Origin of the sequence: Nocardioides aromaticivorans (assembly GCF_013408525.1) — a bacterium.
Lineage (GTDB): Bacteria > Actinomycetota > Actinomycetes > Propionibacteriales > Nocardioidaceae > Nocardioides > Nocardioides aromaticivorans.
Genome location: NZ_JACBZM010000001.1, coordinates 3,081,588 through 3,105,246 on the forward strand (window position 1 = coordinate 3,081,588; position 23,659 = coordinate 3,105,246).

At 71.9% G+C, this 23,659-nt stretch carries 25 protein-coding genes; 19 read left to right on the forward strand and 6 right to left on the reverse strand.

Translation table 11 applies throughout. The features are described 5' to 3' along the window. The first annotated feature begins 16 nt into the window (after positions 1–16). Together BJ993_RS14555 and BJ993_RS14560 are read left to right on the forward strand one after the other, a co-directional pair. Entirely contained in the window at positions 17–982 is a 966-nt protein-coding gene (locus BJ993_RS14555) for a PDR/VanB family oxidoreductase (protein WP_308645575.1), read from the forward strand. A 10-nt stretch (positions 983–992) separates the two neighbouring features. After that, positions 993–2,024: a Rieske 2Fe-2S domain-containing protein gene (locus BJ993_RS14560; protein WP_179649516.1), complete on the forward strand. Its 1,032-nt coding sequence runs from the start codon at positions 993–995 to the stop codon at positions 2,022–2,024. Between the two features lie 9 nt (positions 2,025–2,033). Here BJ993_RS14560 and BJ993_RS14565 read toward each other — a convergent pair whose 3' ends face one another. Further along, positions 2,034–3,137, reverse strand: a complete 1,104-nt coding sequence (locus BJ993_RS14565; RefSeq protein WP_179649518.1) for a TIGR03857 family LLM class F420-dependent oxidoreductase — start codon at positions 3,135–3,137, stop codon at positions 2,034–2,036. A gap of 59 nt (positions 3,138–3,196) precedes the next feature. Here BJ993_RS14565 and BJ993_RS14570 point away from each other — a divergent pair, with 59 nt between their 5' ends. Beyond that, positions 3,197–3,850, forward strand: coding sequence for a TetR/AcrR family transcriptional regulator (locus tag BJ993_RS14570; protein WP_179649520.1), 654 nt, complete (start codon positions 3,197–3,199; stop codon positions 3,848–3,850). Positions 3,851–3,865: 15 nt separating this feature from the next. Here the strand turns inward: BJ993_RS14570 and BJ993_RS14575 are convergent, their stop codons facing one another. After that, complete coding sequence (locus BJ993_RS14575; RefSeq protein WP_308645576.1) at positions 3,866–5,134, reverse strand: cytochrome P450; 1,269 nt, start codon at positions 5,132–5,134, stop codon at positions 3,866–3,868. 146 nt (positions 5,135–5,280) lie between these two features. Here BJ993_RS14575 and BJ993_RS14580 point away from each other — a divergent pair, with 146 nt between their 5' ends. The 10 genes from BJ993_RS14580 (at position 5,281) to BJ993_RS14625 (ending at position 15,208) form a co-directional block, all read left to right on the forward strand. Next, complete coding sequence (locus tag BJ993_RS14580) at positions 5,281–6,102, forward strand: acetoacetate decarboxylase family protein (RefSeq protein WP_036547278.1); 822 nt, start codon at positions 5,281–5,283, stop codon at positions 6,100–6,102. Next, positions 6,099–7,595, forward strand: a complete 1,497-nt coding sequence (locus tag BJ993_RS14585) for an aldehyde dehydrogenase (RefSeq protein WP_036548328.1) — start codon at positions 6,099–6,101, stop codon at positions 7,593–7,595. The genes BJ993_RS14580 and BJ993_RS14585 overlap by 4 nt, the downstream gene beginning before the upstream one ends. Positions 7,596–7,597: 2 nt before the next feature. Continuing rightward, positions 7,598–8,557 carry a DODA-type extradiol aromatic ring-opening family dioxygenase gene (locus tag BJ993_RS14590; protein WP_179649523.1) on the forward strand — a complete coding sequence of 320 codons (960 nt, stop codon included), beginning with the start codon at positions 7,598–7,600 and terminating at the stop codon, positions 8,555–8,557. Positions 8,558–8,582: 25 nt separating this feature from the next. After that, on the forward strand, positions 8,583–9,443 hold the full coding sequence (locus tag BJ993_RS14595; RefSeq protein ID WP_036547284.1) for a fumarylacetoacetate hydrolase family protein: 861 nt from the start codon (positions 8,583–8,585) through the stop codon (positions 9,441–9,443). Positions 9,444–9,474: 31 nt separating this feature from the next. Next, positions 9,475–10,407 (forward strand): TIGR03619 family F420-dependent LLM class oxidoreductase, encoded by a 933-nt coding sequence (locus tag BJ993_RS14600; protein WP_242530508.1) that lies wholly within the window; start codon positions 9,475–9,477, stop codon positions 10,405–10,407. Continuing rightward, a complete protein-coding gene (locus tag BJ993_RS14605; RefSeq protein ID WP_257026892.1) occupies positions 10,407–11,111 on the forward strand; it encodes a type 1 glutamine amidotransferase in 705 nt (234 codons plus the stop codon). The genes BJ993_RS14600 and BJ993_RS14605 overlap by 1 nt, the downstream gene beginning before the upstream one ends. Next, positions 11,108–11,941: an SDR family NAD(P)-dependent oxidoreductase gene (locus BJ993_RS14610; RefSeq protein WP_179649525.1), complete on the forward strand. Its 834-nt coding sequence runs from the start codon at positions 11,108–11,110 to the stop codon at positions 11,939–11,941. The genes BJ993_RS14605 and BJ993_RS14610 overlap by 4 nt, the downstream gene beginning before the upstream one ends. Next, entirely contained in the window at positions 11,938–13,281 is a 1,344-nt protein-coding gene (locus BJ993_RS14615) for an NAD-dependent succinate-semialdehyde dehydrogenase (RefSeq protein WP_179649528.1), read from the forward strand. The genes BJ993_RS14610 and BJ993_RS14615 overlap by 4 nt, the downstream gene beginning before the upstream one ends. Then, complete coding sequence (npdG, locus tag BJ993_RS14620; RefSeq protein WP_179649530.1) at positions 13,278–13,964, forward strand: NADPH-dependent F420 reductase; 687 nt, start codon at positions 13,278–13,280, stop codon at positions 13,962–13,964. The genes BJ993_RS14615 and npdG overlap by 4 nt, the downstream gene beginning before the upstream one ends. 98 nt (positions 13,965–14,062) lie before the next feature. Then, the gene (locus BJ993_RS14625; protein ID WP_179649532.1) at positions 14,063–15,208 is read left to right on the forward strand and encodes a CaiB/BaiF CoA transferase family protein; all 1,146 of its coding nucleotides are present in this window, start codon (positions 14,063–14,065) and stop codon (positions 15,206–15,208) included. On the opposite strand, the gene BJ993_RS14630 is transcribed toward BJ993_RS14625, so the two are convergent. The 3 genes from BJ993_RS14630 to BJ993_RS14640 all read right to left on the reverse strand — a co-directional run bounded on the left by BJ993_RS14630 (position 15,198) and on the right by BJ993_RS14640 (position 17,513). Beyond that, the gene (locus tag BJ993_RS14630; protein WP_179649534.1) at positions 15,198–15,887 is read right to left on the reverse strand and encodes a type 1 glutamine amidotransferase domain-containing protein; all 690 of its coding nucleotides are present in this window, start codon (positions 15,885–15,887) and stop codon (positions 15,198–15,200) included. The two genes, BJ993_RS14625 and BJ993_RS14630, sit on opposite strands and share 11 nt — an antisense overlap. A 28-nt stretch (positions 15,888–15,915) precedes the next feature. Next, a complete protein-coding gene (locus BJ993_RS14635) occupies positions 15,916–16,830 on the reverse strand; it encodes an acetoacetate decarboxylase family protein (protein ID WP_179649536.1) in 915 nt (304 codons plus the stop codon). A 107-nt stretch (positions 16,831–16,937) separates the two neighbouring features. Further along, positions 16,938–17,513, reverse strand: a complete 576-nt coding sequence (locus tag BJ993_RS14640; RefSeq protein ID WP_179649538.1) for a TetR/AcrR family transcriptional regulator — start codon at positions 17,511–17,513, stop codon at positions 16,938–16,940. Between the two features lie 68 nt (positions 17,514–17,581). Between BJ993_RS14640 and BJ993_RS14645 the strand changes: the two genes are divergently transcribed. Together BJ993_RS14645 and BJ993_RS14650 are read left to right on the forward strand one after the other, a co-directional pair. Next, positions 17,582–18,820, forward strand: coding sequence for an NADH:flavin oxidoreductase/NADH oxidase family protein (locus BJ993_RS14645; RefSeq protein WP_179649540.1), 1,239 nt, complete (start codon positions 17,582–17,584; stop codon positions 18,818–18,820). A 208-nt stretch (positions 18,821–19,028) separates the two neighbouring features. Beyond that, on the forward strand, positions 19,029–19,214 hold the full coding sequence (locus BJ993_RS14650; protein WP_179649542.1) for a hypothetical protein: 186 nt from the start codon (positions 19,029–19,031) through the stop codon (positions 19,212–19,214). Positions 19,215–19,217: 3 nt separating this feature from the next. Here the strand turns inward: BJ993_RS14650 and BJ993_RS14655 are convergent, their stop codons facing one another. Next, positions 19,218–20,156 (reverse strand): AraC-like ligand-binding domain-containing protein, encoded by a 939-nt coding sequence (locus tag BJ993_RS14655; protein ID WP_179649544.1) that lies wholly within the window; start codon positions 20,154–20,156, stop codon positions 19,218–19,220. A 200-nt stretch (positions 20,157–20,356) separates the two neighbouring features. On the opposite strand from BJ993_RS14655, the gene BJ993_RS14660 reads away from it, so the two are divergent. From BJ993_RS14660 to BJ993_RS14675, 4 genes are read left to right on the forward strand one after another with little or no spacing between them, the layout of a single operon-like run. Beyond that, positions 20,357–21,904 carry an amidase gene (locus BJ993_RS14660; RefSeq protein WP_179649546.1) on the forward strand — a complete coding sequence of 516 codons (1,548 nt, stop codon included), beginning with the start codon at positions 20,357–20,359 and terminating at the stop codon, positions 21,902–21,904. Next, positions 21,901–22,620 (forward strand): nitrile hydratase subunit beta, encoded by a 720-nt coding sequence (nthB, locus tag BJ993_RS14665; RefSeq protein WP_179649548.1) that lies wholly within the window; start codon positions 21,901–21,903, stop codon positions 22,618–22,620. The genes BJ993_RS14660 and nthB overlap by 4 nt, the downstream gene beginning before the upstream one ends. Beyond that, positions 22,617–23,216, forward strand: coding sequence for a nitrile hydratase subunit alpha (gene nthA / locus BJ993_RS14670; RefSeq protein WP_179649550.1), 600 nt, complete (start codon positions 22,617–22,619; stop codon positions 23,214–23,216). Before nthB ends, nthA begins: the two co-directional genes overlap by 4 nt. Continuing rightward, complete coding sequence (locus BJ993_RS14675; protein ID WP_179652324.1) at positions 23,216–23,647, forward strand: nitrile hydratase accessory protein; 432 nt, start codon at positions 23,216–23,218, stop codon at positions 23,645–23,647. Before nthA ends, BJ993_RS14675 begins: the two co-directional genes overlap by 1 nt. Positions 23,648–23,659: the final 12 nt, after the last annotated feature.

The following is a 23,659-nucleotide window of genomic DNA, read 5'->3' on the forward strand; positions in this document are numbered from 1 at the left end:
GGAGGAGAGATCTGTCGTGACGACCCAACCGATCGTCCGTGAGTTCGAGGCGGACCTGACCATCGTCGAGGCCGTCGAGTCGGCCACCGACGTGCTGACCCTGACCCTCGCCGCGAGCGACGGGTCGGCGCTGCCGCCGTGGACGCCGGGCGCCCACGTGGACCTCGTCCTCGGACCGGACCTGGTCCGCCAGTACTCCCTGTGCGGGAGCCCGGCGGACAGCGGTCGGTGGCGCGTCGGCGTGCTGCGCACCCCCGACAGCCGGGGCGGCTCGAAGGCCGTCCACGAGCTCACCGCGGGCGCGGCCGTGCGGGTCCGCGGCCCGCGCAACCACTTCCCGATGGTGGCCTCGCCGCGCTACCTCTTCATCGCCGGCGGCATCGGCATCACGCCGATGCTGCCGATGATCGCCGAGGCCGAGGCCTCCGGTGCCGACTGGCGCCTCGTGTACGGCGGCCGCACGCGCTCCTCGATGGCCTTCGTCGACGAGCTCGCGGTGTACGGCGACAAGGTGACCCTGCTGCCCCAGGACGAGGCCGGCCTCCCCGACCTCGACGCCCTCCTCGGCACGCCCGAGCCGGGCACGCTCGTCTACACCTGCGGCCCCACCGGCCTGCTCGACGCGGTCGAGGCCGGCTGCGCCGGGTGGCCCCCGGGTAGCCTCCACCTCGAGCGCTTCTCCGCGAAGGCCGCCGAGCCGGCCGAGGGTGGCGACAAGGAGTTCGAGCTGGTCCTCCAGCGCTCCGGCCTCACCCTGACCGTGCCGCCGGACAAGTCGATCTTCGAGGTCTGCCGGGCGGCCGGCGTCAGCGTCGTCGGCTCCTGCCTCGAGGGCGTGTGCGGCACCTGCGAGACCGAGATCATCGAGGGGGAGGTGGACCACCGCGACTCGATCCTCAACGACGAGGAGAAGGAGTCCAACGAGTTCCTGATGATCTGCGTGTCCCGCTGCCGCGAGGACCGCCTGACCCTGGACCTCTGAGGGGATCGCCATGAGAGAGCCGAGAGAGCACCGCAGCACCGGCCACCCGCGCAACGCGTGGTACGCCCTCGCCGCCTCCACCGAGGTCGGCGCCAGCCCGTTCGGCACCCGCGCCCTCGGTGCGCCGATCGTCCTGTTCCGTGCCTCCGACGGCTCCGTCGTCGCGCTCGGCGACCGCGACGCCCACCGGCCCTACCCGCTGAGCCTGGGCCGGGTCGAGGGCGACACGATCGTCTCCGGCTACTCGGGCTTCGCCTACGACCGCACCGGTGCCTGCGTGCGCGTGCCGTCGCAGGCCCAGGTGCCCTACGGCGCGCGGGTGCCGTCGTACCCGGTGCTGGAAGAGGGCGGCCTGGTCTGGGTGTGGCTGGGGGAGCCGTCCCTGGCCGACCGCCGTCCGCCGGTCGCGACGCCGTGGCTCACCGACGACGCCTGGGAGACCTTCGGTGGCCAGTGGGAGACCGCCGCCGACGTGCGCCTGCTGCACGACAACTTCGCCGACATCACCCACGTGGCCGTGGTCGACCCCGTCATCTCGCCGCCGGCGCTCTCCGGCGTCGCGCCCGCGCTCCAGGTCGAGATCACCGAGACGACCGTGCACTTCCACCGGGACTGGCCGGCCGCGCCGGTGCCGGAGTGGCAGGCCAAGCTGACCGACATCGCGCCCGATGCCGCCTTCCCGCAGCGGGAGGAGGGCGCCTTCCTCGCGCCGGGCCTGTGGGCCGACCGCTGGGACGTGCTGGTGCCGGACGAGCAGGGCGGGCCGCAGTGCTTCCGGTTCACCCACGCCGTGACGCCCGTCGAGGACGGCCGGACCCGCCACATCTGGCGGGTGAGCCGCAACTTCGCGCCGGGTGCGGAGGTGACCGACGTGCTGCGGCCGATCTTCGAGTCCTACTACCTCAAGGTCCGCGAGATCCTGGAGACCATGCAGCAGGTCATCGACCGCGACGGGTACGGCGACGACGTCAACGTCGCCGCGGACGCGGCTGCGCTGCAGGTGCGCAAGATCCTGCGGCGGCTGGTGGCCGACGAGGGCTGAGCCGCCGGCTCAGTCGGCGAACCGGCCGGGGTTGACCGCCACGGGCCGGGCCAGCTCGGGCCGCACCGCGCGGTAGGCCTCGACGATCGGCGCCAGCTCGTGCGGCTCCGCGCCGTGCAGGATGACCGAGTGGCAGCCGAGCTCGAGCTCGCGCACGATGGTCGCGGCCGCCTCGGCGGACGTGCCGTGGGCCGAGGCCTCGAGCCACTCCTCGGGGACCAGCTCGGCGATGCGGTGCAGGGTCTCGGCGTCGGCGGTGGCGTCGATCGCGCCCGCGGCAGCGGCCTCGGTGAAGACCTCGGAGGTGCGCAGGCGCTCCCACGCGGCGGGGTCCCAGCCGTTCACCGACACCAGCACGTCGCCGTACGCCTGGAAGTAGGTCACCAGCCGGCCAACGCCGCGGCGTACCCTGTCGTCGTCGGAGAGCCCGTCGGGCACGGTCGCCAGGCACGACCAGATCCGGATGCCGTCGGGGTCGCGGCCGGCACGCTCGGCGCCGCGACGGACCGCCTCGATCGAGGAGCGGGTCGCCTGCTCGCCGAAGAAGGTGTGCATGACCACCCAGTCGCAGATCTCGCCGGCCAGCTCCATCGTCCGCGGTCCGACCGCGACCAGCCCGACGGGCGGTCCCTCGCCCAGCCCGCTCAGGTTGTGCACGACCGGCCAGGATCCCGACGGGCCCTGGTGGTCGACGACGTAGCCGTCGGACCAGACCTTGCGCAGCAGGCCGATGAAGTCGCGCAGGGCCGCCTCGGTGACGACGGGCAGCCCGATCGCCTTCCAGTGCTGTGACGAGCCGCGGCCGAAGGCCATGGCGTACCTGCCCTCGGTCATCTGGTGCATCGTCGAGCCGAGGGTCGCGGTGATCATCGGGTGCCGGGTGTGGTGGTTGATCGCGGCGCTGGCGATGCCCAGTGAGGGTGCCCGCCCGGCCACCCCGCCGGCCAGTGAGCCCGCCTCCTTCACCGTGAACCTCTCGCTGATGTGGCAGGAGCCCAGCCCGAGCTCCTCGGCGGAGGTGGCCTCGGGGAAGAGCACCCGCGCGTCGGCGGGGTGGTGGGTCACGGCGTAGTAGCCGAGCTCGTTGAGCTGTGGCAGCGCGCTGGTCGTCATGGCCGGTAGTCTTATCAAGTGATTAGACTCGGTCAAGGGGTCCTAGGATCGACCTCGCCATGACTGCCCGTACGACGCCCACCCGCCCCGGGCCCCGCACCGACGTCGACGTGCGCACCCGGCTGCTCGACGTGGCCGAACGACTCTTCGCCGCCAACGGCGTGGGCGCCGACTCGCTGCGCGCCATCGGGCGCGAGGCCGGCGTGTCGTCGGCGGCGGTGCCCTACCACTTCGCGACCAAGCAGGCGCTGGTCGACGCCGTCGTCGCGCGGCGGGGCGAGGAGCTGACCCGGCACGCCCGGGACCGGCTCGCCGTACTGCTGGACCGTCCCGAGGGGACGGTGGGCACGCGCGACGTGGTCGACGCCGTGCTGGTGCCGCTGGTCGCGATGATCGACGCCGACCCGGACGGCGGCCTGGCCTGGGTCAAGGTGGTCACCCAGCTCGCCAACAACCGTGACGTGGCCTGGGCCGACCTCGCCGACGGCGGACCGACCGCATCGGAGCTGTTCCACGCCGCCGCTGTACGGGCGCTGCCGCGGTACGAGTCCACGGCCGTGCAGTTCCGCCTCGGGATCGCGATGTTCTCGATGCTCGGCTCGCTCGCGGGAGCCGACCAGGGCAAGCCCGGCGGGAAGTTCGGCCCGGCGGGCCTGGACCCGGTCTTCGTGGAGGAGCTGGGCCGCTTCACCGCGGCCGGGCTGGCCGGCTGACGGCGGGATGGGGAATCAGTCGTTGGTGGTGACCTTGACCGGCAGGGTCTTGATGCCGTTGACGAAGTTGCTGCGGACGCGGCGTACCTCGCCGTTGAGCTCGACCGTCTTCAAGCGGGGGATCAGCTCCTCGAACATCAGGCGGATCTCCATGCGGGCCAGGTTGTTGCCCATGCACAGGTGCGGGCTGCCCTTGCCGAAGGTGACGTGGTCGATGTCGGAGCGGGTGACGTCGAAGTCGTAGGGGTCCTCGAAGACCTCCTCGTCGCGGTTGCCCGAGGCGAACCACATGACGACCTTGTCGCCCTCCTTGATCTGCTGGCCGCCGAGCTCGACGTCGCGGGTGGCGGTCCGCCGGAAGTGGTAGACCGGCGAGGCCCAACGGAGGAACTCCTCGACCGCGTCGGGGATCAGGTCCGGGTTGGCCTGCAGCTTGGCGAGCTGCTCGGGGTGCTCGATCAGCGCCAGCATCGAGTGCGTGATCGTGTGGCGGGTGGTCTCGTTGCCGGCGACGACGAGCAGCAGGAAGTACGAGTCGTACTCCGAGGCCGACATGGCCCGGCCGTCCTCGGGGATCTTGTTGACGAGCTGGCTGACCAGGTCCGTGCCGTCCCCGCCCTTGCGGTCGGCCGCGAGCTCGCGGCCGTAGTCGAAGACCTCCTGCGAGACGGGGGAGCGGAACGGCAGGTGCTTGTACTTCTCGCTCTCGGGGTCCGAGATCAGCACCCGGGCGTGCTCGGGGTCGGAGAAGCCGACGATCTCGTTGCCCCAGTCGATCAGCTGGCCGGTCTTCTCCTGGGGTACGTCGAGCAGGCGGGCCAGCACCTGGATCGGGAAGTCGGCGCTGACCTCCTCGACGAAGTCGAACTCGCCCTTGGCGAGGGCGGCGTCGACCGTCGCCCGCGTGATGTCGCGCAGCAGCGCCTCGTAGTTCCTCATCAGGTTGGGGCGGCTGAACTCGCGCGAGATGAGCTTGCGCAGCGCGCGGTGGCGCAGGCCGTCCATCTCCAGGATCGAGCGGCGCGCCTCGCGCAGGTCCTCGTCGACCTCCTCGAGGTTCACGAAGCCGGTCGACGTGTAGGTCTCCGGGTCCTTGTCGACCTCGCAGATGTCGGCGTGCCGGGTGACGGCCCAGAAGCCCTTGCCGCCGTCGGTCTCGCGCTGGAAGTGGACGGGCGACTCCTTGCGCAGCGTGTCGAGCATGCCCCAGGCCTCGGGGCCCTGGAAGCGGTCGAGGTCGACGAGGTCGACGTCGGCCAGCGGGATGTACGGGGGCTTCTCCACGGCAGGTCTCCATCCGTTCTCGAGTAGATCGTTCGGGTCCGAACAATATCTCCTGAGAAGTTTGCCCGCAAGGGTGGTCTTCGGGCCGATGGCTGGCTATCGTACGGATCCGAACGATCTTTCGCACCGACCTGATCTGAGGCCCGATGAACAACATGGAGGGGTTCTTCTTCCCCCGCACCGCGACCGGCCAGTCCTCCCTCATCCCGTCGCCTCCGTGGTCGTACTCGGGTGACCTGCTGACGGTCGAGTACCGCACCGACCCCGAGCGCGTGGCCGAGCTGCTCCCCGAGCCGCTCGAGCTCGCCCCGGAGGACCCGGGCGCCGTCGCGCTGATCTGGGCCGACTGGCAGTCGTGCTCCAGCAGCCGCGAGGAGCTGCTCGACCCGGTGCGCTCGCAGTACAAGGAGGCGTTCGTCGTCGTCCGGTGCGCGTTCGAGGGCGTGACCTACTCGCGCTGCGTGTACATCTGGGTCGACAAGGACTTCGCCTTCGCCCGCGGCATGCACCAGGGCTACCCGAAGAAGTTCGGGTCGATGTGGCAGACCCGGCCGCACCCGTTCGGCCAGGCTGCGCCCCAGGTCGCCGCCGGCGGCGTCTTCGGTGCCACCCTCGCGGCCGGCGACCGGCGCCTCGCCCAGGCCGTGCTGACGCTGCGCGAGGAGTCGCCGCACAACGGCTTCGTCAACGGCCACCCGATGGCCCACCACCGCGTCTACCCGGGCATCGCCAAGGGCAGCCCGGATGCCTACGCCGAGCTGATCTCGTCGGGAGCCAGCTCCTTCGAGGCCGGTCCGGCCTGGACCGGTGACGTCGAGCTGGAGCTCTTCGAGTCCCCCACCGAGGAGCTGCACCGCCTGCCGGTGCGCGAGGTGATCGGCGGCTACTACCGCCAGGTCGGCGTCGTCTGGGACGGCGGCGCGACCCTCGCCACCGCCGGTGCCGCCGGATGGGAGTCGGCCCGATGAGCGAGCACCTCGATCACATCGCGATCGTCGAGGGTGTCGAGGTCGACACCCGCCACTGGATCGGCGGCCAGCGGGTCGCCTCGGCCAGCACGTTCACCGACATCTCGCCGATCGACGAGACGCCGCTCGCCGAGGTCCACGCCGGTACGGCGACCGAGGTCGACGCCGCGGTCGCGGCTGCCCGAGCGGCCTTCCCCGCGTGGGCGGCCCTGTCGGTCAAGGAGCGCAGCGACATCCTGCGCCGGGTGGCCGACGGCATCGAGGCCCGGATCGAGGACCTCTCGCTCGTCGAGACCCGCGACAACGGCTCGCTCATCCGCAGCCACCGCCGCGGTGTCATGCCGCGGGTGGCCATGAACTTCCGCGCCTTCGCCGACTTCGCGGAGCACCAGCTCGGCCACCCCGACATGGAGGTCCCGGGCCGCGGCCACCGCGAGCGGATCACCTACGACCCGGCCGGCGTCGTCGCGGTCATCACGCCGTGGAACGCGCCGCTGATGCTCGCCAGCTGGCGGATCGGTCCGGCCATGGCCGCCGGCAACACCGTCGTGGTCAAGCCGCCGGAGTGGGCCCCGCTCACCGCGAGTCTGCTGGCCGACATCATGCACGAGGCCGGCGTCCCGGCCGGTGTGTTCAACGTCGTCCAGGGCACCGGCGCCGACGCCGGCGCGCCGCTCACCGCGCACCCCGACATCAACCGCCTCGCCTTCACCGGCTCGGTCCCGACCGCGGGCGTGATCGCCAAGGCGGCCGCCACCAACATCGTGCCGCTGTCCTACGAGCTCGGCGGCAAGTCGCCGCTGCTCGTCTTCGAGGACGCCGACCTCGACCTCGCCGTCGAGATCGCCGTGGAGCAGTTCGACAACGCCGGCCAGGTCTGCCTCAAGGCGGCCCGGATGTACGTGCACTCCTCGCTCGCCGACGAGTTCACGCGCCGCGTCGTCGAGGGTGCCTCGAAGCTGGTCCAGGGCGACCCGCGCGACGAGTCCACGGACGTGTCCGCGCTCGTCGCCCGGCGCCACTTCGAGCAGGTGTCCGGCTTCGTCGAGCGGGCGGTCGCCGACGGTGCGCGCCCGCTGCTCGGTGGGGGTCCCAACCGCGAGCTCGGCGGTCTCTACTACCGGCCGACGATCCTGGTCGACGCCCGCGACGACTCCGAGATCATGACCGAGGAGGTCTTCGGCCCGGTCGTCACGATCAGCACCTTCGAGACCGAGGAGGAGGCCGTCACCAAGGCCAACGACACCCCCTTCGGCCTCGCCGCCACGATCGTCACCGGCGACAAGGACCGCGCCGAGCGGGTCTCGGCCGCGCTCGACGCGGGCACGGTGTGGGTCAACTGCTTCTTCGTCCGCGACCTCAACGCGCCCTTCGGCGGCAACGGCAAGTCCGGCATCGGCCGCGAGGGCGGCATCTGGTCGTTCGACTTCTACACCGACATCAAGAACAGCGTGTTCTCCCCGACCGGCTGGACCGACAAGGGTGGTGAGTGACCATGGGTGAGGTCGTCGGAGCGGGCTTGATCGCCCACGTCCCCACGATCGTGCTCCCGGAGGAGATCCGGCGCGAGCTCAACGACGGCGAGGACACGACCCTGGTGTCCGGCCTGCGGCAGCTGCGCCGCGAGGTGTTCGACGTCCTGGACTACGACACGGTCGTCGTCCTCGACTCGCACTGGGCCACCACCGTGGAGTGGGTCGTCACCGCGCAGGACCGCCGCAGCGGGCTGTTCACGTCCGAGGAGCTGCCCCGCGGCATGACCCGGCGGCACTACGACTTCCCGGGCGACCCCGAGCTGGCGCAGCTGGTCGCGAGCAAGGCCGAGGAGAACTCGACCTGGATCACCGCGATCGACGACCACTCGCTGCCGATCTTCTACGCGACCACCAACGTGTGGGAGTACCTCGGCCAGGGCCTGCCGGACAAGAAGTGGATCTCGATCGGCGTCTGCCAGACCGCCGACGGCGAGGACGCGCTGCGGCTGGGCCGAGCGCTCGGGGCGGCGATCGCCGAGTCCGACCGCAAGGTCCTGCTCGTGGCGTCCGGCGCGATGTCGCACACCTTCTGGTCGCTGCGGCAGCTGCGCGACCACGAGGCGTCCGGCGTCGAGCACATCTTCACCCCGGAGGCGGCGGCCGCCGACGCCGAGCGGATCGGCTGGTTCAAGCAGGGTGACCACGCCCGCGTCCTCGACACGATGGACGAGTTCTACCGGTTCAAGCCGGAGGCCCGCTTCCAGCACTACCTGATGATGATGGGCGCGATCGGCGAGGGCGACTGCACCGCCCCCGGCCGCCAGTACGGCGAGTACGAGAACTCCATCGGCACCGGCCAGGTGCACATCTGGTTCGACCGTCCCGAGGGAGGCTTCCCCGCCGCCCGCACCACCCCGACCGACCCCGACTACGTCCGCCAGATGAGCGGTTCCGGCGCCGACGTACCGGCTGCCGGCTGACCCCTGGCTGAGAGGAAGACCTGCGATGACCACCGAGTACCGCCGCATCCTGCTGGACGGCAACGCCGTCGACGTACGACGGGAGGGCGAGACCCTCGTCGCCGGTGACGGCCGCACCGTCGCCGTCGCCGACGCCACGCACCTGCCGCCGGTGACGCCGAGCAAGATCGTCTGCGTCCACCTCAACTACTCCTCGCGCGTCGAGGAGATGATGACGACGCTGCCGCCGGCTCCGACCTACTTCCACAAGCCGGTCTCGGCGCTGAACGCGCACGAGTCGGCCGTGGTCCGACCGCAGGGCTGCAAGTGGCTCAACTACGAGGGCGAGATCGCCATCGTGATCGGCAGGACGGCGCGCAACATCTCGCCCGAGGAGGCCGGCGACTACATCCGCGGCTACTCCATCGGCAACGACTACGGCCTGCACGACTTCCGTGACACCGACTCCGGCTCGATGCTGCGGGTCAAGGGTGCCGACACGCTGTGCCCGATCGGCCCCGGCATCGTCGAGGGCTGGGACTTCCGCGACAAGCGGATCCGCACCATCGTCAACGGTGAGGTCCGCCAGGACGGCAACACCAACGAGATGAAGTGGGACATGCACTACCTGGTCGCCGACATCGCGCGGACGATCACGCTGCACCCCGGCGACATCCTGATGTCCGGCACGCCGGCGATCTCGCGCACCGTCTACCCGGGCGACGTCGTCGAGGTCGAGGTCGAGGGCCTCGGCACGCTGCGCAACCACATCGTCGAGGGACCCACGCCGATCCGCAGCGACGTCGGCGCGCAGCCCACGGAGAGCGAGGAGGTCCTCTCGACCGCCAAGGGCGGCGACTGGGAGTTCCGCGGGATCCGCAAGCCCGACCTGTCCAACACCCACTGACCGTCGTACACGACGACCGAAGGACCGCACCGTGCCCGCACCCCGCATGCTGATGATCCTCAGCGAGAACTGGACGCTCACCGACGGCCGCAGCCTGAACGACCTGGTGACCTGGGCCCGGATCGCCGAGGACACCGGCTTCGACTCGGTGATGATCTCCGAGCACGTCGTCCTCGGCCCCGACGCCAGCGACAAGGGCGTCATGGGCAACCCGCGTGACTACGCGGCGCCCGGCAACCAGGACCCGCTGATGCCCTGGCCGAACTCGCTCATGCTGTTCTCCGCGATCGCCAGCGTCACCGAGCGGATCCGCCTGGTGGGAGCGGCCGTCCTCGCGCCGCTGCGCCACCCGCTGCTGCTCGCCCGCGAGCTCGGCACCCTCGACCTCATCTCCGAGGGGCGTCTGGTCGTGCAACCGAACGTCAGCTGGAGCAAGGACGAGTACGCCGCCATGGGCGTGCCCTTCCGCGAGCGCGGCAAGATCCTGAGCGAGCAGCTCGAGGTGATGAAGCTGGTGTTCGAGCAGTCGCCGGCGACCCACCACGGCCACTACTTCGACTTCGAGGACATCTACCTCGAGCCGAAGGCGTTCCGGCCCGAGGGCCCGCGGATGTGGTTCGGCGGGCAGAAGGCGCACGGAGCCGTCGTCGAGCGGATCGTGAAGTACGGCCACGGCTTCCACCCGTTCGGCCGCCCGACCGAGGAGGACCTGCGGATCATCCGCGAGGCGATGGCCGAGGCGGGGCGCGACATGGCCGAGCTCGAGATGGTCGGTGGCGTGCGCTACTCCTTCCCGGACGACCACTCGCTTGCGGACCTGGGGGAGTCGATGGACTCGATCCCCGAGCAGCTCGAGCAGGGCTTCACCACCATCTGCATCAAGCCGTCGATGTATATCAACGACAAAGCCGAACTCGAGTCCTTCTGCAAGGACGTCATGAAGCGCGCGGAGGCGATGGGCTGATGGGCAAGCGCCTGCTCGTCATCGGCCACGACTACCTCGAGACCTCCGGCGCGATCGAGGGGCGCTTCGTCGAGCGTGGCTACGACGTCGAGGGCCTGCGGGTGGTCCCGTCGGACCGCTTCGACGACCCCGGCGTCGACGTGGAGTTCCCCGACCCCCGCGAGTACGACGCCGTGCTGGTCCTCGGCGCCCGCTGGAGCGCCTACAGCGACGCCGTCGCGTCGTGGGTGAAGCCGGAGACCGAGCTGCTGCAGGCCGCCGACGAGGCCGGTGTGCCGGTCTTCGGCATCTGCTTCGGCGGCCAGATGCTGGCCCAGGCGCACGGCGGGCAGGTCGTGCCGTCGCCGGTTCCGGAGGTCGGCCCCAGCGTCGTCACCGGCGTCCCGGCGGTGAGCGGCGTGTGGACCCAGTGGCACTACGACCGGTTCGTGCCGCCGGCCGACGCGACCGTGGTCGGCGCCAACGCCGCGGCGCCGCAGGCGTTCGTCCTGCGGCGCAACCTCGCCGTCCAGTTCCACCCCGAGGTCGACGCGGCGAACGTGCAGGGCTGGCTGGACGACGGCGGCACCGAGGACGCACGGGGTCACGGCTTCGACCCCGAGGTGCTCATCGAGCACGTCCGCTCGCTCGACGGCGAGGTCCCGGCGCGCGCGGCCGCCCTGGTCGACTGGTTCCTCGACGAGGTCGCCGAGGCGCCGCGATGAGCACCGCCACGAGGTCCGGCGGCAAGGTCGTCCTCGTCACCGGCGGCGGCACCGGGATCGGGGCCGCGATCGCACGGCTGCTCGCAGCCACGGGCGACCAGGTCGTCATCTGCGGCCGCCGGGAGGCGCCGCTGCGCGCGGTGGCCGAGGAGACCGGCGCCCACGTCGTCGTCGCCGACGTCGCCGAGAACGCCGGTGTGGAGCGGGTCGTCGCGGACACGGTCGCCACCTTCGGGCGGCTCGACGGCCTCGTGGTCAACCACGGCATCATCCACGTCGGCCGGGTCGACGAGGTCACCCCCGAGCAGTGGGACGACACGATCCGGGTCAACCTGACCTCGCCCTTCCTCCTCGTCCGGGCCGCCCTGCCGCACCTGCTGGCCGCCCGCGGCGCGGTCGTCGCCGTGTCCTCCGTCGCCGCGCTGCGCGCCAGCGACGGGATGGCGGCGTACTCGGCCAGCAAGGCGGGCCTGCTCCTGCTCACCCAGTCGCTCGCGGTCGACCACGGCCGGGACGGGCTGCGCGCGAACGCGGTCTGCCCGGGCTGGACCGCCACCGAGATGGGTGACATGGAGATGGCCGAGCTCGGTGCCGAGCGGGGGATCAGCGCGGACGAGGCCTACCGGCTCGCCACCGCGATCGTCCCGCAGCGCCGCGCCGCGCAGCCCGAGGAGATCGCGGGCGTCGTCGCCTGGCTGCTCTCCGGCGCGGCGTCGTACGTCAACGGCACGGTGCTGCCCGTCGACGGCGGCTCCTGCATCGTCGACCCCGGCACCGTCGCGCTCGACCCCCGCGTCTCCATCGACCTCTCTCCCAGGAGTCCTGAATGAGCAAGTACGCCGTCTGCAACCCCGCGACCGGAGAGGTCGTCGAGACCTTCCCGTCGGCCACCGACGAGGAGGTCGCCGCCGCGGTCGCCTCGGCCCACGACGCCTACACCGGCTGGGGGCGCACGTCGACCGTGGCCGAGCGCGCCGCCCTGGTGCGCCGGGTCGCCGAGCTGCACCGCGAGCGCGCCGGGGAGCTGGCGAAGGCGATCAACGAGGAGATGGGCAAGGCCCTGGCGGCGGCCGAGGGCGAGGTCCTCTTCTCGGCCGACATCTACCAGTACTACGCCGACCGGGCCGAGGAGTTCCTCGCCGACCAGGAGATCGAGCTGCTCGGCGGCGAGGGACGTGCGCTGCTGCGCCGCCAGCCTGTCGGTGCGCTGCTCGGCATCATGCCGTGGAACTACCCCGTCTACCAGGTCGCCCGCTTCGCCGCGCCCAACCTCGTCACCGGCAACACGATCGTGCTCAAGCACGCCGCCCAGTGCCCCCGCTCGGCCGCCCTCCAGGCCGCGATCTTCCGCGACGCCGGACTGCCGGAGGGCGCCTACGTCAACGTCTACGCGACGAACGACCAGATCGCCGACGTGATCGCCGACCCACGGATCCAGGGCGTCTCGCTCACCGGCTCCGAGCGCGCGGGCTCGATCATCGGGGAGATCGCGGGCCGCAACCTCAAGAAGTGCGTCCTCGAGCTCGGCGGCGCCGACCCGTTCGTGCTGCTGTCCACCGACGACCTCGACGGCGCCGTCGACGACGCGCTGTCCGCGCGGACCGGCAACGTCGGCCAGGCCTGCAACGGCGCCAAGCGGTTCGTCGTCGTCGACGACCTGTACGACGACTTCGTCGCCACGCTGCACGAGCGGGTCGCCGCCGCGGTGGCCGGAGCGCCGCTGTCCTCGCTCGCGGCGGCCGAGGGGCTGGCCGAGCAGGTCGACGCGGCGGTCGCCGCCGGCGCCCACCTGGTCACCTCCGGCGAGCGCAACGGTGCCTTCCACCCCGTCGGCGTGCTGACCGACGTCACGCCGGACAACCCGGCGTACCACCAGGAGTTCTTCGGGCCGGTGGCGATGGTGTTCCGGGCCGCCGACGAGGCGGACGCGGTCCGGATCGCCAACGACACGCCCTACGGCCTCGGGTCCTACGTCTACTCGACCGACCCGGAGCAGGCCGACCGCGTCGCGAGCGCGCTCGAGGTCGGGATGGTCTTCGTCAACGGTGTCGGCCTCGAGGCCGTGGAGCTGCCCTTCGGGGGCGTCCGGCTCTCCGGCTACGGCCGCGAGCTCGGGAGCCTCGGGATCGAGGAGTTCGTGAACAAGAAGATGATCAGGATCGCCCGATGACGACGCACCACACGGTCGCCGTGATCGGTGGCACCGGTCCGCAGGGCAAGGGGCTGGGCTACCGGTTCGCGCGCCAGGGCCATGACATCGTGCTGGGCTCGCGTGCCGCGGAGAAGGCCGAGGCCGTCGCGGCCGAGGTGACCGAGCGGCTGGCGGGTGTCGAGGGCGCCGGGTCGGCGCGTGGTGCGGCCAACGAGGACGCGGTGGCGGCGGCCGACGTGGTGCTGCTGGCGGTGCCCTACGACGGGCACGACGAGCTGGTCGCGTCGCTGGCGGGGGCGCTGGCGGGCAAGACGGTGATCTCGTGCGTGAACCCGCTGGCCTTCGACAAGCGCGGCGCGCACGGGCGGGTCGTCAACGGCGGTGAGGGCTCGGCGGCGGAGTCGGCGGCCGAGTTGGCTCCCGAGGCCGTGGTCGTCGGCGCGTTCCACAACGTGTCGGCGGTGGGCCTGTGGGGCGATGAGGAGTTCCTCGACGAGGACGTGATCGTGGTGGGTGACTCGGTCGAGGGCAAGCAGGTCGCGATCGACCTCGCTGCTGCGGTGACGGGTCGTCCGGGTGTGGATGGCGGGAAGCTGCGCCTGGCGCGGGTGCTGGAGCCGTTCACGGCGGTGCTGATCTCGATCAACCGGAAGTACAAGGCGCACTCGGGCATCCGGGTCACCGGGCTCGACGCCCACTGACGCCGGCGTACGACAGGTCGCCCCGGGACTCGGACCCGGGGCGGCCGCCGTGATGGTTCGATGCATCCCATGACCGACCCGGTGATCGGAGCACGAGCATGAGCGGCCCCCTCGACGGCGTGCTGGTGGCCGACTTCAGCCGGGTGCTCGCCGGCCCCCTGGCGACGGCGACGCTGGCCGACCTCGGCGCCGAGGTGGTCAAGGTCGAGCGGCCCGGCACCGGCGACGACACCCGCCACTGGGGGCCGCCGTGGAGCGTGGACTCCAGCTCGTACTTCGAGGCGGCCAACCGCTCGAAGAGGTCGGTCGAGCTCGACCTCGCCGACCCCGCGGACCTCGCCGTCGCCCAGGAGTTGGCGGCGCGGTGCGACGTGCTGGTCGAGAACTTCCGGACCGGTTCGCTCGACCGCCTCGGCCTCGGGTACGACGACGTGGCGGCCCGCAACCCCGGCGTCGTCTACACCTCGATCACCGGCTTCGGCAGCCATGAGGGCGCGGACCTCGCCGGCTACGACTTCCTCGTGCAGGCCGTCGGCGGCCTGATGAGCGTGACCGGCCCGCCGGGGGAGCCGACGAAGGTGGGCGTCGCGCTGGTCGACGTACTCACGTCGAAGGACGCGGTCGTCGGGATCCTCGCGGCGCTGCGGGCCCGCGACCAGCAGGGAGGGCGCGGGCAGCGGGTCGAGGTCAACCTCCTCTCCAGCCTGCTGGGGTCGATGGCCAACCAGGCCTCGGCCTTCCTTGCGACCGGCGAGGCACCCGGTGCGATGGGCAACCGGCACCCGTCCATCGCGCCCTACGAGACCCTGCACGCGAGCGACGGGCAGGTCGCCGTCTGCTGCGGCAACGACCGCCAGTTCGCCGTCCTGGCCGGGGTCCTGGGACTGCCGGCGCTGGCGGCGGACCGGCGGTTCGCGACCAACGCCGACCGCGTGGCCCACCGCGACGCGCTGGTCGCCACGCTGGAGGCGGCCCTCGCCACCGACACCGTGGACGCCTGGGTCGAGCGGCTGTCCGCGGCCGGCCTGCCCGTGGGCCAGGTCGGCACGGTCGCCGACGCGTTCGCGCTCGCCGAGCGCCTCGGCCTCGCCCCCACCGTGGAGGTCGGCGAGGGTCGGCCGCCGCAGGTCCGCAGCCCGCTCACCTTCTCGGAGACGCCCGTCACGGGCTACGTCCGGCCGCCGCGGCTGGGGGAGCACAACGACGAGGTGCGCGGCTGGCTCGGCCGGACGGCTACGCCGTGAGCAGCGCGGCCACCTTCGTCGCCGTCTCCTTCGCCGATCCCGGGTTCTGCCCGGTGACCAGGTTGCCGTCGACGACGGCGTACGAGACGAACGGCAGCCTCGCCTTCTCGTAGAGGGCACCGCGCTCCTTCGCCCGCTCCTCGGCGTTGTAGGGCACGAGCTTGTCGACGCGCGCGAGGACCTCCTCGGTCCAGGCGAAGCCGGTCATCCGCTTGCCCGCGATCAGGTAGGAGCCGTCGGAGAGCTTCGTTTCGAGCAGGCCGCAGTAGCCGTGGCAGACGGACGAGACGATGCCCCCGCGCTCCCAGATCTCGCGAGTGATCCGCTGCAGGCCCTCGCTGCCGGGGAAGTCGTACATGACCGCGTGGCCGCCGGTGAAGTAGATGGCGTCGTACTCCGACGAGTCGACCTCCTCGGGCGCCAGCGTGGTCTTCAGGAGCGCCATCCTCTCGGGATCGGCCCGCCACGCCTTGGCTGTCCTGTCGTAGTTCGGGAACTTCAGGGCGCGGGGCTCCAGCGGCACCCCGCCGCCGGCCGGACTCACGAGAGTCTGCTCGAAGCCGGCCTCCTCGAACACGTGCCAGGCATGGGTCAGCTCGGAGAGCCAGAGGCCTGTCGGGTGGGACGGGTCGTCGTAGTGGCTGACGTTGGTGACGACGTTGAGGATGCGCTTGGTCATGGTTCCTCCTGACGGGTCGACGGGTGGGTCAACGGGTGGCGACGGACGTGGGGACGGGCATGTGCAGGGCCAGCTGGCCCTCCGCGACGACGTCCAGCTGGACGGACCGGATCGGCTTCAGCGAGCGCAGGTCGTCGGACATCCGGCCCTCGCCGAGCTGCAGGTCCACGCGTCGCGGCAGCACGGCGGTTCCGGACGACAGCACGTTGGTCTGGCTGAAGGTCGAGTGCCACGCCCCACCGATCGTCGTGTACGACGTCAGCGCGGTCACGCGCGATCCGTCGGCGTGCGAGGTCTGCGCCGGCGTGGCCACGGACAGCGCGACATCGGTGCCGCCGTCGTCGTTGGCCACCCGGGCGGTGGTCCGCTCGGTGTCGATCGCGACATCGAGGCCCGTCACCCACTTCGGGAACCCGTAGCCGTCGTGGCCCCGGACCTGGGCGATCTGGCTGCTGACGGGCAGCGACAGCACGTAGCTGTGCACGTCGTCGTTCTTCAGCGCGGCGACCGTGTCGACCAGACCGAGCCCGCCGTGCCGGGCCGGGCGGACGGCGATGCCGACGGCCGCCTCGGTGTAGAAGTCGATGTCGCAGACGTCGTACCGGAAGAACATGAGGGAGATCAGGCCCAGGCCCGGGGCGACCTCGAGCGGGGCCAGCTCGTCGGGCAGGCGCCGACGGACCGCTCGGGACGGCGCGAGCATGGTGAGCCGCGCGGTCGAGATCCAGTAGTAGAAGTTCGGTGTCAGGGTCTCGCCGATGGGGGAGTCCACACGCGCCTTCGGCAGCTGCCGGAAGAAGTCGACACTGCTCACGCGCGGGTCCGCAGCGACGGCGTCCAGGTCGGTGTCCATGCGGTAGCGGTCATAGAGGCCGCCCTTCGGCACGTCGACCGGGCGGCCGCCCACGTCGACCCGGACCGTCTGCTGCGTCTGCTGGACCATCGTGCGCTCCTGAATGTTGACAATGCTTACATGGAGGAGGCTAGGGAGTCGATGTAAGCAGTGTCAACACTGCATGCCGTGATCGCGACCACCTCCGGCGTGACGATTCAGGCGGCCAGCGAGAGCATCGCCCCGAAGGCGGTGCGAACCCGGTCGGCGACCTCCTGGTCGGAGCCGGCGGACAGCTTGCCGTCGAGGTGGAGGTAGGCCATGCCGTGCGCGAACGCCCACCCGGCGGACGCGAGCGCCTCGGCGTCGCCGTCGGGGAAGACCGTCGTCATCGCGATGCCGAGCAGGTCGTGGATCTCGCCCGCGGCCCGCACGCGCTCCTCGTTGCCCTCGTCGCAGGCGTTGCCGAACATGAGCCGGAAGAGTGCCGGCCGACGGCGCGCGAAGTCGACGTACGCGACGGCCAGCTCGGCCAGGTCGTCGGGGGTCGCCGGCAGCTCGCGGCCGCGGGTCAGGTCCTCCTTGAGGTCGCGCAGGCCCTCGGCGGCCAGGGCCGACTCGAGCGCGTCACGGTCGGTGAAGTGACGGTACGGCGCGGTCGGCGAGACCCCGGCCTCGCGGGCGATCGCGCGCAGCGAGAACGGCTCGCCCGCCTCCAGCATGTGCATCGCGGCGGTCAGGAGCGCGGTCCGCAGATCGCCGTGGTGGTAGCCGCTCCGCGTTGAAGTTGACACTGCTTACATCCCTTTTCTAGCCTTATGTGAGCAACGTAAACATACCGCATCCAAGGAGCGCAGCAACGATGGTGTCCCCGGTCTTCGAGCACGTCCGGCTTCCCGGCGGCGCCGTGCTGCCCAACCGCCTCGCCAAGGCGGCGATGGAGGAGAACATGGCTGCGGACGGCCAGCTCCCCGGGGGCTCCCTCGTCCGGCTCTACCGCCGCTGGAGCGAGGGCGGCGTGGGGCTGATCGTCACGGGCAACGTGATGGTCCACGCCGAGGCGCTGACCGGGCCGGCCGGGGTCGTACTCGACGCCGACGCCCCGCTCGAGCCCTTCCGGGAGTGGGCGGCCGCCGCGAAGAGCGGGGGCGCGCAGGTGTGGATGCAGATCAACCACCCCGGCCGCCAGGTGCGCGCCGACATGCCCGGCGTCGCGTGGGGACCGTCCGCGATCCGTGTCGACCTCGGGCGGAACAGCGCCCGGATCGCCCGGCCGATCGCGATGACGCCGGAGCAGATCGCCGAGACGGTGGCGCGCTTCGCCACCACGGCCCGCCGGGCGGAGGAGGCCGGCTTCGACGGCGTCGAGGTCCACGCGGCCCACGGCTACCTGCTCTCGCAGTTCCTCTCGCCCCTCGCGAACCAACGCACCGACCAGTGGGGCGGCCGTCTCGAGAACCGCGCCCGCCTGCTCCTCGATACCGTCCGCGCCGTGCGGGCCGTGGTCTCCCCGACCTTCGCCGTCGCGGTCAAGCTCAACTCGGCCGACTTCCAGCGGGGCGGCTTCGATGCCGACGACGCGGCGAAGGTGATCGCGATGCTCGCCCCGCTCGGCGTCGACCTCGTCGAGCTCTCGGGCGGCAGCTACGAAGCGCCCGCGATGACCGGCCAGGCGGGGGACGAGCGCAGCCGCGCCCGGGAGGCCTACTTCCTCACCCTCGCCGAGGAGCTCGCGGCCACCAGCCCGCTCCCGTTGATGCTCACCGGCGGCATCGTCCGGCGCGCGGTCGCCGAGGAGGTGCTGGCCAGCGGGATCGAGGTGGTCGGGATGGGCAGCGCGCTCGCCGTCGACCCCGACCTGCCCAACACCTGGCGCCACGACGCCGACGCCAGCGTCGAGCTCGCGCCGGTGCAGATCGCCGACAAGGCAGTCGCGTCCGCCGCCAGCATGGCCCGGGTACGACGCCAGCTGCGCCGGCTGGGCGCGGGCCGTCGTACCCGGCCGGGCGTCAGCCCCAAGGTCGCGCTGCTGGCCGAGACGCTGCACCAGAAGCGCGCGCTGCGTCGCTACCGCGCGTGGCTGGAGGCCCGGACCGTCTGAGGGGGAACGACCGCCGTCGGTATGCCGTCGTACGACCGGGGTACCGACCCGCCGTCGCGGTCGCCGCGACCCATGGGGTGAGAACGGAGAAGCCGATGAAGGTCGTCGCCAGCAGCATGAGTTCCGGTGCCTCCGGTCGTCCGGCAGGCCAGGGGAGCGCGCACCCGTGGCGGGACGAGGTCGCCCGGATGAGGAGCCTCGTCGCGCGGTGGATCTGCACCTGGGGCGGTCCGAGCGCGGGAGCGGCCCGGTGACCGCCGTCGCCGAGCTGCCCGGCCCGGGGCAGCCGCGCCTCATCGTCGACTTCCTCGAGGCGATGATCGTCGACGTCGGCACGCTCGCCCGGCGCGACGCGCTGCTCGACCCGCGCCCCGAGGTCGAGCCGCCGGACTGACGGCTACGCGCGGGCCGTGCGGCGCAGCTCGCCGGGGGACACCCCGAAGCGCTTCTTGAACATCCTGCTGAAGTGCGCCGGGTCCGTGATGCCCCACCGCTCCGCCACGTGCGCCACCGGCTCCTCGACGGCTGCCTCGAGCAGGTCGCGGTGGACCGCCTGCAGACGCTGCTCCCGCACGTAGCCGGCGACCGTCGCGTCGTCGTTGGCGAACAGGCGGTGCAGGTAGCTGAGCGAGATGTTGCACGCGGCCGCGACGTCGGCCGGGGTCAGTCGCGGGTCGCCCAGGTTGCGCGCGATGAAGGACTTCGCCAGGGAGAGGTTGACCGCCGGCGGGTTGCCGCCGAGCCCGGCCTCCGAGAGCAGCGCGACGTACATGCTGACCATCGCCTGCTGCAGGGCGAGCTGCTGGGCGGCATCGGCGTCGGAGCTGGCCCGGGCGAGTGAGCAGAGGAAGGGCGCGACCGCAGCGGCGACGCCTCCGCTCGTGGGCAGCGCGCGTGCGGTCCACTGGCGCTGCACCCGCTCGGGGACGGGCAGCAGCCGCTTGGGCAGCAGGCAGATGGTGAACTGGAAGTCGTCGTCGGTGCGGAACCGGAACGGGCGCGTGCTGTCGTAGAGCAGCAGGTCGCCGGCGCGCACCGGCGCGGTGCGGTCGTCCTGCTCGACCAGCGTCTCGCCGTGGTCCATGTGCAGCAGGTGCAGCACCTCGGGGTCGGTCTGGGCGATGTCGGCGTCGCGACGCTCGAACCGGTGGCGGGTCGCCCGCATCCGGCGCATCCGGATCTCGGCCACGTTGCCGCCCGCGACCCGGCCGCGCAGCGCATCGCCCGCCGGCTCGACCGCGAGGGGGACGAACTGGTCGCACACGCTGGTGCGCCAGTACTCCGCCCGTTCCGTGGCGGGCCGGTCCGCGGCACTGATCTCGAACCACTCCGACATGGCTCAACAGTGAGCGCGCCGTGACCGGCGGTCAAGGGTCCACCTCCCTTTGTGACCACCGTCCTGCACCTGCGTCGCCTCGCCTTGACCGTCCCTATCCAGAACCCGGCCGGGGGCCGGTCGGCCGTTGACCCCGGGGTCGACGGGGGCGTTCGCTCTGCCGCCAGGGAACGACCGACAGAGCATCAGGAGGAACTGCCATGGACCTGCCGTCCCGAGCGGCGATCGACGACCTGGCGGACGAGCTGCGGCTCGGCATCCCGTCCGGGGACGTGGACTTCTACCACGCCGCGGCCACCGGGCTGCTGGGCTCGTGGGCCGTCGTCGAGGAGCTGTACGACGCCGAGGTGGCGCCGGTCGCGCCCGAGCGTTCGTGGGCCGAACCCGCCGAGAACCCCCTCGGCGCCTGGTACGTCACCACCGAGCTGACCGGCTCCGCCGAGGGCCCGCTCGCCGGCCGCCGGGTCGCCGTCAAGGACAACATCGCCGTGGCGGGCGTGCCGATGATGAACGGCTCCGAGACGGTGCGCGGCTTCGTGCCTGCCGTCGACGCGACCGTGGTCACGCGACTCCTCGACGCCGGAGCCACGATCGCGGGCAAGGCGGTGTGCGAGGACCTGTGCTTCTCCGGCGCCTCGCACACGTCGAAGTCCGGCCCGGTGCGCAACCCGTGGGACCGCCGCCGCACGACGGGCGGTTCGTCCAGCGGCAGCGCCGCGCTCGTCGCCGCGGGCGTGGTGGACCTCGCGCTCGGCGGCGACCAGGGCGGCTCGATCCGGATCCCGGCGTCGTTCTGCGGGGTGGTCGGGCACAAGCCGACCTTCGGCCTGGTGCCCTACACGGGAGCCTTCCCGATCGAGCAGTCCATCGACCACCTCGGCCCGATCGCGCCGACCGTCGCGGACGCCGCCGCGATGCTGACCGTGATCGCAGGCGCCGACGGCCACGACCCCCGCCAGCCCACCGGGGTCACCGGACAGGACTACCTCGCGGGACTGGAGGACCTCGACCGCGGCCTGCGCATCGGCGTGGTCACCGAGGGCTTCGACCTGCCCAACTCCGACCCCGAGGTGAACGCCGTGGTGCGCTCGGCGATCGAGCGGCTCACCGCCGCCGGCCACGTCGCCGAGGAGGTCGCCGTCCCGTGGCACAAGCACGGAGCGGCCCTGTGGGACGTCATCTCCGTCGAGGGCGCGACCTGGCAGATGGTCCAGGGCAACGCCTACGGCCTGAACTGGAAGGGCACCTACGACCCCGACCAGATGGCGTTCTACGGCGAGCGCTGGCGCCGCGACCCGGCCGCCTTCTCCGAGACGGTCAAGCTCGTCGCCCTGGGCGGCACCTGGGCACTGCGCAACGGGTACGGCGCCGCCTACGGCAAGGCCCGCAACCTCGAGCCCGTCCTCGCCGCCGCGTACGACGCCGCGCTCGCGTCGTTCGACGTGCTGGTCATGCCGACGCTGCCCATCACGGCCAGCCTCATCCCGGCGCCGGACGCCGGGGTCGAGGAGGTCGTGACCCGCGCCCTCGAGATGGTCGCGAACACCGCGCCCCTCGACGTCACCGGCCACCCGGCCTGCAGCATCCCGGCGGGCCTCTCGGACGGACTCCCGGTCGGCCTCATGGTCGTCGGCCGGAGGTTCGACGACGCCGGCGTCCTGCGCGCCGCACACGCCTTCGAGCAGACGCTCGGAACCCTCACCGCACCCCACCACCAGTCCCACGACAGCAAGGAGCTCACCGCATGAACGGAGTCTTCGACCTCGCCGGCACCGACGGGCTCGGACCCGTCGTCGTCCCCGACGAGGAACCGGTCTTCCGCGCCGACTGGGAGCGCGCGGTCTTCCCGATGTTCGCGATGTGCTTCCGCGCCGGCTTCTTCGGCGTGGACCAGTTCCGCCACGGCATCGAGCTGATCGACCCCGCCGTCTACCTCAAGTCGCCCTACTACGAGCACTGGATCCACACGGTCGAGCACTTCGGCGAGCAGCTCGGCAAGCTCGACATCGCCGAGCTCGACCGGCGCACCGAGCACTACCTGGCGAACCCCGACGCCCCGCTGCCCGAGCACGCCGACGACCCTGACCTGCTGGCCTTCGTCGAGGCCGTCGTCCCGGCCGGCGCCCCCGCCAAGCGGGAGTCCGACAAGGTCGCGAGGTTCAAGGTCGGAGACATCGTGCGCGTCGACCGGTCCGCCCCCAAGGGGCACACCCGCCGTGCGCGCTACGTCCGCGGCGCGGTCGGCGAGGTCGTCCTGCACCACGGCCCGATGATCTACCCCGACACGGCCGGCAACGGCCTCGGCGAGAACCCCGAGCACGTCTACACGGTGAGGTTCAGCGCCGAGGAGCTCTGGGGCGCCGAGCACGCCGAGCCCAACCAGTCCGTCTACTTCGACGTCTGGGACCCCTACCTCGAGCTCGTCACCGAGCACACCCACCGCACCGAAGGAGCACCCGCATGAGCGCCGTCACCCGCACCCAGGAGGAGATCGCCGCGCGCGTGAAGGCGCTCGAGTCGATGCTCATCGAGCAGGGCGTGATGACCACGCAGGCCATCGACCGGATGGTCGAGATCTACGAGAACGAGGTCGGCCCGCAGCTCGGGGCGCAGGTCGTCGTCCGGGCCTGGATCGACCCCGCGTTCCGCGCCCGCCTGGTCGCCGACGCCAGCGAGGCCTGCCAGGAGCTGGGCATCAGCGGCCTGCAGGGCGAGGACATGGTCGTCGTCGAGAACACCGACACCGTGCACAACATCATCGTCTGCACCCTCTGCTCCTGCTACCCGTGGCCCGTGCTCGGCCTGCCGCCGAACTGGTACAAGGACCCGCAGTACCGCGCCGCCATCACGCGGGAGCCGCGCAAGGTGCTGCGCGAGTCGTTCGGCTTCACCGTGCCCGACGAGGTCGAGGTGCGGGTCTGGGACTCGAGCAGCGAGATGCGCTACTGGGTGCTGCCGCAGCGGCCGGCGGGCACCGAGGGCTGGAGCGAGGAGCAGCTGCTGGCCCTGGTCACGCGCGACGCGATGATCGGCGTCGGCCCGGTCGGGGCGGTGGCGTGATGCTCTCGGCGCCGTACGCCGACCCGGCGGAGCTGGTGGCTGCGCGGAGCAGTGTCGCCGAGCTGGTCTGCGACCTGCCGGAGGGGGACCCGGAGCAGCTGTCGTTCGAGCACCCCTGGGAGATCCGGGCGTTCGCGATGGCCGTCTCGGCCCACCGCGCGCTCGGCTTCGACTGGACCGACTTCCAGCAGGCGCTGATCACCTCGATCAGCGGCTGGGAGGAGAGCACCGGCACCAGCGACCGCGGCTGGTCCTACTACGAGCACTGGCTCGCCGCGCTCGAGTCGGTGCTGGCGGGCCTCGGCCTGCTCAGCACCGACGACCTGGCCCGCGCCACCGGCGAGGTGCTCGCCGTCCCCGCGAACCGGAACCACCACGAGGCGCACACCGAGCCGATCGCGATCGACCCGGCCCGCCTCACCCACCCCTGAACCATCCTCACC